At 62.6% G+C, this 12,695-nt stretch carries 11 protein-coding genes; 8 read left to right on the top strand and 3 right to left on the bottom strand.

The genetic code is table 11. The features are described 5' to 3' along the window. The first annotated feature begins 90 nt into the window (after positions 1-90). From PPRO_RS07200 to PPRO_RS07190, 3 genes are read left to right on the top strand one after another with little or no spacing between them, the layout of a single operon-like run. Positions 91-2,235 (top strand): xanthine dehydrogenase family protein molybdopterin-binding subunit, encoded by a 2,145-nt coding sequence (locus tag PPRO_RS07200; protein ID WP_011735355.1) that lies wholly within the window; start codon positions 91-93, stop codon positions 2,233-2,235. Next, on the top strand, positions 2,225-2,701 hold the full coding sequence (locus PPRO_RS07195; RefSeq protein ID WP_011735354.1) for a (2Fe-2S)-binding protein: 477 nt from the start codon (positions 2,225-2,227) through the stop codon (positions 2,699-2,701). The genes PPRO_RS07200 and PPRO_RS07195 overlap by 11 nt, the downstream gene beginning before the upstream one ends. Further along, complete coding sequence (locus tag PPRO_RS07190; protein WP_011735353.1) at positions 2,695-3,537, top strand: FAD binding domain-containing protein; 843 nt, start codon at positions 2,695-2,697, stop codon at positions 3,535-3,537. The genes PPRO_RS07195 and PPRO_RS07190 overlap by 7 nt, the downstream gene beginning before the upstream one ends. A gap of 17 nt (positions 3,538-3,554) precedes the next feature. Here PPRO_RS07190 and PPRO_RS07185 read toward each other — a convergent pair whose 3' ends face one another. After that, entirely contained in the window at positions 3,555-4,805 is a 1,251-nt protein-coding gene (locus tag PPRO_RS07185; protein WP_011735352.1) for an MFS transporter, read from the bottom strand. A gap of 196 nt (positions 4,806-5,001) precedes the next feature. Continuing rightward, positions 5,002-5,589 carry a nitroreductase family protein gene (locus PPRO_RS07180; protein WP_011735351.1) on the bottom strand — a complete coding sequence of 196 codons (588 nt, stop codon included), beginning with the start codon at positions 5,587-5,589 and terminating at the stop codon, positions 5,002-5,004. Positions 5,590-5,836: 247 nt separating this feature from the next. Between PPRO_RS07180 and PPRO_RS19415 the strand changes: the two genes are divergently transcribed. Together PPRO_RS19415 and PPRO_RS07170 are read left to right on the top strand one after the other, a co-directional pair. Continuing rightward, entirely contained in the window at positions 5,837-6,247 is a 411-nt protein-coding gene (locus PPRO_RS19415; protein WP_157039962.1) for an Hpt domain-containing protein, read from the top strand. A gap of 133 nt (positions 6,248-6,380) precedes the next feature. Continuing rightward, positions 6,381-7,892, top strand: a complete 1,512-nt coding sequence (locus PPRO_RS07170; protein ID WP_011735349.1) for a TolC family protein — start codon at positions 6,381-6,383, stop codon at positions 7,890-7,892. Here the strand turns inward: PPRO_RS07170 and PPRO_RS07165 are convergent. Then, the gene (locus tag PPRO_RS07165; RefSeq protein ID WP_041532200.1) at positions 7,873-8,160 is read right to left on the bottom strand and encodes a hypothetical protein; all 288 of its coding nucleotides are present in this window, start codon (positions 8,158-8,160) and stop codon (positions 7,873-7,875) included. The genes PPRO_RS07170 and PPRO_RS07165 overlap by 20 nt on opposite strands. Before the next feature lie 65 nt (positions 8,161-8,225). Here PPRO_RS07165 and PPRO_RS07160 point away from each other — a divergent pair, with 65 nt between their 5' ends. The 3 genes from PPRO_RS07160 to PPRO_RS19410 all read left to right on the top strand — a co-directional run bounded on the left by PPRO_RS07160 (position 8,226) and on the right by PPRO_RS19410 (position 12,686). Beyond that, positions 8,226-9,152, top strand: coding sequence for a phosphate/phosphite/phosphonate ABC transporter substrate-binding protein (locus tag PPRO_RS07160; RefSeq protein WP_011735348.1), 927 nt, complete (start codon positions 8,226-8,228; stop codon positions 9,150-9,152). After that, positions 9,149-10,126, top strand: a complete 978-nt coding sequence (locus PPRO_RS07155; RefSeq protein ID WP_011735347.1) for a phosphate/phosphite/phosphonate ABC transporter substrate-binding protein — start codon at positions 9,149-9,151, stop codon at positions 10,124-10,126. The genes PPRO_RS07160 and PPRO_RS07155 overlap by 4 nt, the downstream gene beginning before the upstream one ends. Before the next feature lie 202 nt (positions 10,127-10,328). Further along, positions 10,329-12,686: an ATP-binding protein gene (locus PPRO_RS19410; protein WP_011735346.1), complete on the top strand. Its 2,358-nt coding sequence runs from the start codon at positions 10,329-10,331 to the stop codon at positions 12,684-12,686. Positions 12,687-12,695: the final 9 nt, after the last annotated feature.

The following is a 12,695-nucleotide window of genomic DNA, read 5'->3' as shown; positions in this document are numbered from 1 at the left end:
GAATCAGGCAATCACGCACCCTTCTCCAAAAAAAGCCCCATGCACAGCGATCCACCACATCCAGTGCCCTTCGGCACAGATCAGGAGGTGATGCCATTGGAACCGATAAGCCGCCCCATCAGGCGTTTTGATTTCAACGAGAAGATCTCCGGCAGGGCGGACTTCTGCGCTGACAGGAGATACGACGGCCTGCTGTACGCCAAAACCCTCCGTTCAACCAGGGCCAGAGCCAGGATACTCTCCATCCACGTCCCCCCCCTTCCCGAGGGGTACTATACCGTGGATGCCGGCGACATACCCGGCAGGAACCTGGTCCCCATCGTGTACGACGACCAGCCATTCTTCGCCCGGGATCTGGTCAACTACATCGGCGAGCCGATCCTGCTGGTGGTGGGTCCCGACAAGGGAACCATCCTGGAACTGCTCAGCCGCATCAGCGTCAGCTACGAGGATCTGCCGCCCATCCTGAGCATCGCCGAGGCGGAACAGGCCACGGACAACTTCATCTGCGGCGACAAACCCTTCTTCGTCTCCTACGAATGCGGCAAGGGAGACATCTCCCAGACCATAACCCGGGCCGCACGGGTCTTCGAGGACGAATTCCGCACCGGCTACCAGGAGCACGTGTATCTGGAAACCCAGGGCTTTATCGGCGTCTACGAGGAGGGACGCATCACGGTCTCCGGTTCCATGCAGTGCCCCTACTATGTTAAGGAGGCGCTCATGCAGGCCCTGGGGTGGCCGGATGAGCGGGTGCGGGTCATCCAGCTCCCCACCGGTGGCGGCTTCGGCGGCAAGGAGGAGTACCCATCCCTACCCGGCGTCCATGCCGGCCTGGCCGCCATCAAGTCGCGACGCCCGGTGCAGCTGGTCTTCGATCGCCATGAGGACATGCTCTGCACCACCAAGCGGCACCCGGCCATCATCAGGATCAAAAGCTACCTTGATGCACGCAACCGCATCATCGGCCGGGAAATCGATGTCAAGACCGATGGCGGCGCCTATGCCGGGCTCTCCAGCGTGGTGCTGCAGCGGATGATGTTCTCCAGCAACGGCGTCTACGATGTTCCCCACCTGAAGATCAGCGGAACGGCATATGCCACCAACAACATCGTCAGCGGCGCCTTCCGCGGCTTCGGCGGGCCACAGGCCTTCTTCGCCGTGGAGATGCACATGGAGAACATCGCCCGCAACCTGAAGCTTGATTCCATAGCCTTCAGGCGCAGCCACTTCCTGCACCGGGGGGACAGCTCCTCCACCGCTGGAGAGTTCCACTACGACATACGGCTGGATGAGATCGCCGAAACCCTGGAGCGCATCTCCTCATATGGCGAGAAACGGAGCCACCGGGCAGAGGGGAGGCCAGGCATGCTGCGGGGCATCGGCTGCTCCTTCTTCTACCACGGCTGCGGATTCACCGGCAGTGGCGAGGATCTGCTGATCAGGGCCAGGGTACGGCTGAAGAAATACGCCGACGACAGCGTGCAGATCTTCGTTTCCAGCGCCGAGATCGGCCAGGGAGTGCTGACTACCCTGCGCAAGATCGTGGCCCACACCCTGGAGATCCCCATTGAGCGGATCCGGCACGACTATCCCGACAGCGACCACTGCCCCAACTCCGGCCCCACGGTGGCTTCACGCACGGTCGTGATCGTGGGCAAACTGCTCCAGGATGCGGCCAGGGAGATGAAGGAGAGGTGGCATGAGGAGACCTGCGATATCCAGCGGGTCTTCCACTTCCCCGACCACCTGAGCTGGGACAACGACACGTTCAGGGGCAACGCCTATCCGGAGTATTCCTGGGGGGGCAACCTGGTGGAGGTGGAGGTGGACCCGGTCACCGGCCAGGTCGAGGTGCTGGGGGCCTGGGCGACGTACGACATCGGAACGCCCATCGACGACACCATCGTGCGAGGCCAGATCCAGGGGGGCCTCGTGCAGGGGCTGGCCTACGGCGGCATGGAGCGGCTTACCACGAGAGACGGCGCGCTGCAGCAGACCAGTCTGGCCGACTATCTCATCCCCACAGCCCTTGACGTCCCCAGGATCGAGAGCAGGCTGATCGACAACCCCTTTGACGACGGCCCCTTCGGCGCCCGCGGCCTGGGTGAACTGACCCTGATCGGGGCAGCGCCGGCCCTGGCCTTGGCGGTGCAAAACGCCATCGGCCGCGACCTACGCCAGCTGCCGGTCACGCCGGAACTGATACGGGAGGCAATGCAACGTGCTGATTGATGTTACCTTTGAGCTGAATGGCAAAACCGTCACCATCACCACCCATCCCCTGCGGCGTCTGCTGGACATCTTGCGGGATGACCTGCGGCTCACCGGAACCAAGGAGGGGTGCGGCGAAGGGGAGTGCGGGGCCTGCGCCGTGCTGCTGGACCGGCACTTGGTCAACGCCTGCCTGATAGCGGCGGCTTCCCTGGAGGGAAAGAGCGTGCTGACCATCGAGGGGTACCGGGAGACGGAGCGTTTCGCAGTCTTGAGCAAGGCTTTTGCCCGGGCCGGGAGCGTGCAGTGCGGCTTCTGCACGCCGGGCATGGTCATGGCCGCCGAGGCCCTGCTGCGACGCACTCCCCATCCCACGGAAGAACAGGTGCGGGAGGGGTTGACGGGGAATCTCTGCCGCTGCACCGGGTATAACATGATCGTGGATGGAATCATGCTGGCGGCACAAGAGGGGGACGGATTATGGTAGGAGCATTCAGACCACAGACCCTGCAGCAGGCGCTGGACATTCGGGGCAGCCGCATGACGACCCTCTTTGCCGGCGGCAGCGACCTGATGGTCAGGCACCGCAGCTGGAGCGGCATCCCCCCTGCCCTGCCCGCTCCGGCGCTGATGATCGGCCATATTGAGGAGTTGCGGAACATCAGTGCCGATGGTGACACGCTCCGCATCGGCGCCTGCGCCACCCTGGGGGAGATACTCGGCCATCCCGCCGTCCCGGACTACGTCAGGCTCCCCTTAAGCCGCATGGCCTCCCCATCCATCCGCGCCATCGCCACCCTGGGGGGCAATATCGCCAACGCCTCGCCGGCCGGCGACAGCCTGCCCATGCTCTACGCCCTGGACGCCCGCCTGGAGCTGCGATCATGCTCCCACACGGAAGAGGTGGATGTGGCAGACTTCATCGGCGGGCCGGGCAGGACGATACTTGAGGACGACCAGATCCTCACCCGCATCCATATCCCCCTGGCACAGTTCACCCACCTGCTGTTCGAAAAGGTGGCCGGCCGCCGCGCCAACAGCATTGCCAAGCTCTCCCTGTATGTCGTGGCCAGGATAAGCGGCCCCAGGGTTGAGGAGGTACGGGTTGCCTTCGGTGCGGTGGCTCCCACCGTGGTCAGGAACCGGGAGGCCGAGGCCCTGTTGGCCAGGACAGAGGCGGCACACCTACCCGGGCGAGTGGAACAGGTGAAGGCCTGCTACGCCCCCCTGATCACCCCTATCGACGACCAGCGCTCCACCCGGGAGTACCGCAGAGACGTGGCCCTGGGGCTTTTGGAGCGGTTTCTGCTGGGGCTCCGTTAGTCGTCACCCCCCCTCTTTCAAATTGGAGAGCACTTCTCGGCCCCCGCCCCACCCCTCCCCTGCAACCGGGAGAGCGGCACCAACAGAATCATAGCCAGCAGCACCAGGAGGACAATCAGCCCCACCACGCCCCACCAGCCCCAATGCAGCCAGAATATCCCGCCAGCTGTCCCGGAAATACTCGATCCCAGATAATAGAAGAAGAGGTACAGGGCCGAGGCCTGGGCCTTGGCCGTTGAGGCGCGTCTCCCCACCCAACTGGAAGCCACCGAATGGACGCCAAAGAAACCGATGGTGAATATGCCCACCCCGCTAACGATCCCCAACAGCGAGCCGGCCAGGGTCACCAGCACACCGGCGGCCATGGCCAGCAGGGAAACACGGATAATGGCCCGGCGGCCGAAGCGGTTCACCATCCGCCCCGCCAGGGAGGCGCTCAGGGAGCCCAGCAGATAGACCAGGAAGACCAGGCTGACCTGGCTCTGGCTGAGGCCATGGGGGGGAGCCAGCAGCCGGAAGGTGAGGTAGTTGAACAGGGTCACGAAACTGCCCATCACCATGAATGCTATGCCGTAGAGGCAGAGCAGCAGCGGGTCCCCCAGGTGCCTGGCAAGAGAGCTGAACAGGTAGCGGAACTCGAAGGGGCGCTTACGCAGGTGGGAAGGGGGCAGGCTCTTGACGAAGAAGCAGCTCAGGGCGAGGCAAAAGACGCCGATGCTGGCCAGTGCCGATTGCCAGTTCCACAGGTCGGTGGCCGCCGCGGTGTAGAGCCGACCGGCCATGCCTCCCACGGCATTGCCGCTGATGTAGAGTCCCATGGCAGCCCCCAGCGCCGAGGTCTCCATCTCTTCGCTCAGGTAGGCCATGGCCACGGCCGGCAGCCCGGCCAGCACCGCCCCCTGCAAGAGCCGTAGCCCAAGCAGGGCGCCGAAATCGTGGCAGACGGAGGTCAGCATCGTCAGCAGGGAACTCAAGAAAAGCGCGGCGGTCATCACCTGCTTGCGGCCCAGGGTCTCCGACAGGGTGCCGGCGAACAGCATGGCGATGGAGAGCGTGGCGGTGGCCACGGAGAGCGGCAGGCTGCTCAGGGCAGGAGAGACCCTGAACTCGCGGGCAAACTCCGGCAGCAGCGGCTGCATGTCGTAGAGAGTCACGAAGGTGACAAAGCCGGCGGCAAAGAAGGCCAGGTTGGCGCGGTGGTAGGTTCCGCTGCCGCTCTTGATCTGGCCCAGGCCGGTTGCGGAGGGAGAAAGGGAGAGGTCGTTCATGGTTCAGGTTTTCGCCGGAGGATCTGCATTACCCACAAGCAATAGCGCAAATCATGAAAAGGCTCAAGCCCTGTTGCCGGCAGGGAGGGTATATTTATTCATTGGCAGCGGACGGACGGCGCCGTAGTTACGGCGCCGTCCGTCCATACTGGCAGCGAAAACCATGCTCCCCCCCGAGCGGGCGGGAGCATGGCATTCAGAAACGAAATTTGCCCTCACAGACCGTCTCCGCCAGTTTCTTGCGGTCGCTGGGAGCCTCGCGCTGCTGAAGCTCGTCGGGCAGCGTTTCCCGGGGAGCCGGCCTGCCCACGGCAACCATGGCCTCCACACGGAAGTCGTCGGGAATAGCGAGTGTCACCCTGGCACGCTCGTAATCGAACCCTTGCATGCCGTGCACCACATAGCCCCTGAGTGTGCCCTGAAGGGCCAGACCCCCCCAGGCTGCGCCGCAGTCAAAGGAGTGGGTGATGGAGGGCTTGCCGTTGTGGTCAAAGGTGGTCTTGGACACGATCAGCACCAGTGCCGCTGCGTTTTTTGCCCAGACCCTGTTCCCCGGAACCAGCAGGTCGAAGAACAGCGGCCACTGCTCACTCCCCCACCTGCCGTACAGAAACCGCCAGGGCTGGTTGTTGTATGCCGATGGCGCCCAACGCGCCGCCTCGAAGAGCAGCATCAGCTCCTGCTCAGGGATCTCCTCGCCGGACATGGCGCGCGGCGACCAGCGGTCAAGAAACAGGGGGTCAATGGGATAATCCGCTTTACGTGTCTCGCTTCCTCTGATCATGGTCGGTTCTTCCTTTCCCTGAATGGATGTACCCAGCATGGGAGCCTGTGGCGGCAACGACGCCCGGTCCCCCAGATGGTACCACGGATTCATTGCGCCACAGCCGCTTTCGGGACCGAAAAGAGGCCGACGCCTCGGTTTCGTCAGGAAGCGTCAGGCACGCTAACCTCCGGCAGGGGCGGATTTGCTCTAAAGTATCCGCCTTCAGAACCGAATAACTACTATATTTTGCAGGAAAGGAACATCCGTGAAAGGAGCGACCGCCATGCAGCATGATGATCCGGAAGTTTCCACCCAGCCGGGAGCCATCGACTGGAGCGTGCTCGACAGCATGAAGATGTTCCAGCAACCGGGAAAACCGGACCTGCGGAAGCAGTTGATGTCCCTCTACCTCAGCTCATCGCCGGAACTCATGCAGGGAATCAGGAACTCTGTCGCCACGCTGGACGGGCAGGCGCTCATGCACGCGGCCCATGCCCTCAAATCCAGCAGCATGAGCCTTGGCGCAACGACGCTCTCCGAACAGTGTTCCTCCCTTGAACAGCTCGGACGGGCCAAGACCCTTGACAACGCGCCGGCCCTGCTGGATCGGGCCGAGACCGAATTCGCCGCCGTCTGCTCCGCCTTCCGCCAGGCCCTTGACGTGGATGTCCCGTAGACGCCCGTCGGCAAGATCCGCCAACACTCCAGCCAGTCGACATTTCTTCCAGCAACACGCACCTCCACAACCTGTTTGCCATCGAGATGACGGATCCCGCCAGCCAGGCTCTGTCCCGCGAGAAGGAGTCCCCATGAAGGCGAAAATGACACCGGCCCGGATACTGCGGCCGCTGTTCCTCTGCACCCTTGTCTGCTGGCTGTTTGGCGCTGCCACGGCCTGGGCGCAGGAGGCCAGCGGAGACGCGCAAACTCCAGCCCCCACGACAGCCACACCGGGCACCGGCGCCCTGACTCTGGGGCAGTGCATCGATCTGGCCCTGGAAAAGAATCACTCCAGGCTGGCCTCCCGCTACGGCATCGAGATCGCCGAGGCCCAGCACCGCCAGGCCCTGTCGGGCTACTGGCCCCAGATCAACGCCAAAGCCAACTACAGCATCATGGACGAGGATCCCAACTTCATCTTTCCCGCAAAAACGTTCCAGATGCCGGCATCCACCATGACCGCAACAACGCCATTGGGACCGATGCCGATCTCCATACCGGCAAGCAGCTACAAGATACCCGAACAGAAGGTCAAGCTGATGGACAGGGAGAACTTCGTTGTCAGTCTGAACGCCACCCTGCCGCTGTACACCGGCGGCCAGGTCAGCGCCGTTGTCCGCCAGGCCGAGCAGGGGATGAAGGCTGCCAGGGAAGAGGCGCGCCGCAGCGACCTGCAGGTGGTCTACGACACCACCCGCTACTACTACGGCGCCGTGCTTGCCAGGGAGCTACTCCAGATCGGCAGGGACGCCCTCACCCGCATGGAAGTGACCCTGGAGCTGACCGAGAGCCTCTACACCAAGGGATCCGGAAAGGTCAAGAAGACCGACTATCTACGCAACAAGACCGTGGTGGAGTGGCTGCGCAGCACGATCGCGATCCTGGAGGCCAACGAGCAGCTGGCCCGGGCAGCGCTGACCAACTCCATGGGAATGGAGTGGCAAAACCCGGTGGAACCGGCCCCCCAGGAGCTCCCCTACCTACCGACCAGGGTCGAACTAAAGGAACTGGTCAGCAACGCCTACAGCTTCAACCCGGACTGGGCACGCCTGGAGGCGGGCCTTGAGGCTGCCGCCGCCAAGATCGATGAGACCAAGAGCGGCCACCTACCCAAGATCGGGCTGTTCGGCAACCTGAACCGCATCGAAAATTCCTACAGCAAGGGAATGGTGACTCCCGACAACAGGACCTCATGGGCCATCGGCATCGGGCTGGAGCTCCCCTTGTTCAACGGCATGCGCACCACCGGCCAGGTGCGCGAGGCCCGGGCGCGCCTGGAAAAGATGAAACAGCAGCAGTTCCTGCTCAAGGAGGGGATCGCCCTGCAGGTGAAGCACATCTTCATCCAGCTGATGAGCAGCCAGCAGCAGAAGGCGGCTTCCCAGGCAGCAGCCGCATCGTCCGAGGAAAACCGGGCACTGAACGAGCGCGCCTACCAGGAGGAGCTGGTGGAGACCAAGGATGTGATCGAGGCCCAGCTGGTGGAGTCGCTGATGAAGGCCCAGTATTGCAAGGCGCTCTACGACCACATCGAGGCCCGGGCAAACCTGGACTATGTGGTGGGAAAACAGGTGACGGACATCATCGGCGGCCAGAGATGAGCCGGGCAGGAACCGCGACCGCGTCCGGACATCCCTCCCCGGAACACCCCGACCCGGCATGTTCGGCCATGGCAACAAAGGTGACGAAATGCGTCAGCTGTGGTATGTATTCCCCACGAATGACCGACTCCGGCATGTCATCCTCCAGCCCGCGGCTGCTGATGTCCGTCGAGCGCGGCCCATTCCCGAGCCGCATGGCTCCCGCAGACATGAAGCGATGAGGAGAGGGATAGATGACCAGAACCAAGGGGCGCATCGTGGAGCGCATCCCCGCCAGGACCCCTGGGTACGAACGGTGAAGCGTTGATAAGGCTGATTACATGGTTACGGACCATGACGCAACGCCCCGGCTCCATGGCCGCACTGCTTGCAATCCTGATCGTCTGCGCCATACCAGGAGAGTCATTCTCGCAACAGGGGAGAGAGGCCGCCCACTTCTCCGCCACGGTCGGCTATTCCTCCAGCGTTTTCTGTTATCTCGACCGAGAGAACTCTCAGGCGGCGGCACGACTGTGGGTAAACCTGGTGATGCGCGGAAAAAACGGAGCCGCGGAAACCAGGGTCTTCCAGAACCAGGCGGAGCTGGAGCACGAACTGCAAGCGGGAAAACTGGACCTGGTGGTGCTGCTTCCCAACGAATATCTCAGTCTCAGGAACCGGACGTTGTTGGAGCCTCTCTACCTTTCAAAGCGAACCAACGAACTATACGACGCCCTTCTCCTGATCACCCGCAACGACAGCGGCATCACCGCCATGCATCAGCTGAAGGGCAAAAACCTGATACATCCCCGGGGGGCAGCAAACTCGGTGCACCGCCTGTGGCTTGAAACCCTGACCTTAAGGCAGGGGGTCCGGGAGCCGAAACGGTACTTCTCCTCCATGAAGGAGGTAATCACTGCCTCCCAGGCCCTGATGCCGGTCTTCTTCAAGCGTGCCGACGCCTGCATCATCTCGCGCAACAGCTTCAATGTCATGGCTGAACTGAACCCCCAGCTCAAGAAACAGATGCGCATCATCGAAGAAACCGCGCCCATGGCAACGGGAGTGATCTGCATACGCAGGAGCTGCGACCAGCGTCAGCGGGAACAGCTGAAGGACATCCTGGAAACCCTTGACCGCAGCGTGGAGGGAAAGCAGCTGCTGACCCTGTTCCGCATGAGCGGACTGATCCCCTATCAGCCCTCATTCCTGGAGTCGAGCGTGGCTTTTCTCAAAAAATATTACAGCCTGAAAAACGGCGCCCAACGAGGCGGGACATGAGTAGGAGAGATGCTCCTGAACGGGCGTCGATTTCGCGCCGGCTTCGCCTGACCGCTCTCCGGCTGGTCCCGCTCTTGGCGCTGGTGTGCATACTCCTGCTGCCCCTCTTTGCAAGCGCTGACGGCAACGACGGCATTCCTGCCATCCTGCGGGTGGGGATCTCGTCGCAGCTCTTCCCCGACCTGGACCACAACGACGTGCGCATCGCCATGGGCCTCTGGACCAGGGAGGTTGCCCGCAGGATCGGTGTGGAAAGCCAGATGCAGCCGGTCATCTTCACCAGGCCCGCGGAGATGCTGGAGGCGGTCAACCGGGGCGAACTGAGCGTGATCAGCCTTCCGGCATTGGAGTATCTGCAGGTACGCGAAACCGCCCCGCTCATACCGCTGATCGTCTCCTCCAGCAACAACGGCAGGGGCAAGAGCTTCGTCCTGCTCACCCACCGTAGCAGCGGCATATCATCGCTGAAACAGCTGGGCGGCAAATCGATCATCCTCCCCCCCAGCAGAAACCGGGCCAGCCACCTCTGGCTGGACGTGCTGATGCTCAGGGAGGGCAAACGGGACCGCAACGGTTTTTTCCGCCAGGTGCGGGAGGGGACCAGGGCTTCCCAGGCCATCATGGCCGTTTTTTTCCGGCAGGCCGACGCGGTCATCGTCAGCCGCGACGCCCTGGAAACCAGCACGGCGCTGAATCCCCAGATGGGCAGCCAGCTGAACGTCATCGCCGAATCCGACTACCTGCTGGATGGCGTGACCTGCATCCCCCGCAACTCCAGCGCCCGATATGCGGCCGCATTCCAGCAGGCGGCCCTGCACCTCCATGAAAACACCGTCGGCAAACAGATCCTGACCCTGTTCCAGTTGGAGCGGACCATGCTGTTCCACCCCTCACAGCTTGCCGGAGTTGAGGAACTGGTCAGGGAGCGCAAACGTCTGCAGGCCAGGCCAATCAAGAGACGACAAAACCGATGAACCCAGAATTCATACCACGACAAGCGGCGCCGCAGCGAAAGCGCTCCACGTCCATCCTCCGGCGCCACACATGACCTGGGCCACCTCTGGCTGGAAACCCTGCTGATGAAAACCGGCAAGGGTGGGCGTGCCGGTTTCTTTCGCCAGGTCAAAGCGTCGCCCAAGATATCAGAAAAAAACATCCAAGAGGAAATAAGCGGATATGCAGGAAACACGGCAGACAGCGCTTACCGCACCAACCACAAGGAGACGGATCGGTCACTTCAAGCCGAAACGGATCGTGCTGCGCCTAACGCTGACCTTTTCGGCCCTGATCGTGATCACCCTGGGACTGTTCATCCTGGTCAACATGCCCTTCCAGCGCAGGGCGACCCTGGAGGCCATGGAGTCCGAGGCAAGGAGCACGGTCACCTCCATCGACCAGGTCACCGCCAGCGCCATCATCACCGAGGATTTCGGCACGGTGGTGGAGCACTGCCTGCGGGTGGTCAGGGAAAGCCCCTCCATCAGCTATGTGGTGGTGACCCGCAACGACGGTTTTTCCCTGGTGATCACCAAGACCGGCTGGAGCCAGAACAGCCTCAAGGGAGTATGGTTACCCACCGGTGAGCGCGTCGCCGGCAGCCGTTTCCTGAAAAGCGACTTTGCCCCCCATGAGGTGTACCACTACTCGCACCCCTTCCAGTACTCCGGCATCGACTGGGGATGGATCCACATCGGACTTTCCCTGAACAAGTTCCACAGCGACATCAGGGCACTGTACCTGCGCACCGGCCTTTTGACCCTGCTCTGCCTCTCGGTGGGCATCGTCGTGGCGCTCTATTTTGCCCGCAAGATCACCAAACCGATCTCAAGCCTGGTGGACACCACGAGACAGGTTGCCCTGGGGAACCTGACCGCGCGCGCCGACATCGGAACCGGCGACGAACTGGAGCACCTGGGGCGCTCCTTCAACATCATGACGGAACAGCTGCAGCAAACCCAGGGCGATATGAGTGCCGCCCGCGAGTACACCGACAACATCATCAGATCCATGAACGACGCCATGATCGTGGTTTCCCCCGAAGGCATCATCGATCGGGTCAACACGGCCACACTCAACCTGCTGGGCTATGACGAAAGGGAGCTGATCGGGTCCAACATCGACAAGATTCTGGCGTCAGACGCGGCAACGGGCGAGGGGGCAGCGCCTGTCCCCGATCTGGCCGGGTTGATCCCCCGGGGGTTTATCAACAAGGTGGAAACCTTCTACCGGGCCAGGGACGGCCGCCTGATCCCGGTGATTTTCTCCGCATCGGTCATGCATGGCGCGGGAAAAAGCGCTCAGGGCATCGTCTGCGTCGCCCTGGACATCACCGAACGAAAGCAGGCCGAGGAGGCGCTGCGCATCGCCAAGGAAAATGCCGAGGCCGCCAACCGGGCCAAGTCCCAGTTCCTGGCCAACATGAGTCACGAGATCCGCACCCCCATGAACGGCGTGCTGGGGATGCTGGACCTGCTGATGGACTCCCGCCTGGACGAAAACCAGCTCAGGCTGGCCAGCATGGCCCACGGCTCGGCCGACAAACTGCTGGAGATCATCAACGACATCCTGGATTTCTCCAAGATCGAGGCGGGCCGCTTCCAGCTGCACATGGCCGATTTCGCACTGCGTGAGACGGTGCGCGAGGTGGCCGACATGTTCTGGGTAAAGGCCCAGGACAAAAACATCAGGCTGATCTGCCAGATCGATGACAGCGTACCCAACACCGTCAGGGGAGATGGGGTCCGCCTGCGACAGGTACTGATCAACCTGGTGGGCAATGCGGTAAAATTCACCGAAAACGGCCAGATATTCCTGGGGGTCAGCCTGATGGAGACGACGGCCGAAAACACGCAGCTGCGCTTCGAGGTGCGGGACACCGGCACCGGCATACCGCTGGACGCCCAGCCGTATATCTTCGATGCCTTTTCCCAGGCGGACAACTCCATGGCGCGACGCCACGAGGGAACCGGCCTCGGCTTGGCCATCTCCCGGGAACTGGTGGAGGCCATGGGAGGAACGATCGGCGTGCGGAGCGAGCCGGGCACCGGTTCCCTGTTCTGGTTCACCCTCTGTTTGCGACACGCCCAATCCATCCCCGCCCTGCTGCCGGCCGACGACGCCATGGAGGAGAATAGCGAGCGCCCGGCAACGCAGCGCACCCCCTTGGTGCTGCTGGCCGAGGACAACCCGGTCAACCAGGAGCTGGGCAGGCTGGTTCTGGAATCCCTGGGATGCAAGGTGGATGTGGTGGGGAATGGCCGTCAGGCGGTGGAGGCTGTTTCCGACAGGGAGTACGACCTGGTGTTCATGGACTGCCAGATGCCCGAGGTCGACGGATACGAGGCGACCAGGAGCATCAGGCAGCGTGAGGCTGAAACGGGCGAGCAAACGCGGCACATTCCCGTCATCGCTCTGACCGCCCACGCCATGGACGGGGACCGGGAAACCTGCCTGAGCGCCGGCATGGATGACTACGCCTCCAAGCCCTTCACCCCGATCCAGCTCCAGGCGCTGCTCAACCGCTGGTGCCGCTGAGCAGGAAGG

This window comes from Pelobacter propionicus DSM 2379, assembly GCF_000015045.1.
In the GTDB taxonomy this organism is placed as follows: domain Bacteria; phylum Desulfobacterota; class Desulfuromonadia; order Geobacterales; family Pseudopelobacteraceae; genus Pseudopelobacter; species Pseudopelobacter propionicus.
The sequence above is the reverse complement of the archived record's forward strand: the minus strand, read 5'-3'. Positions and strand labels throughout refer to the sequence as shown.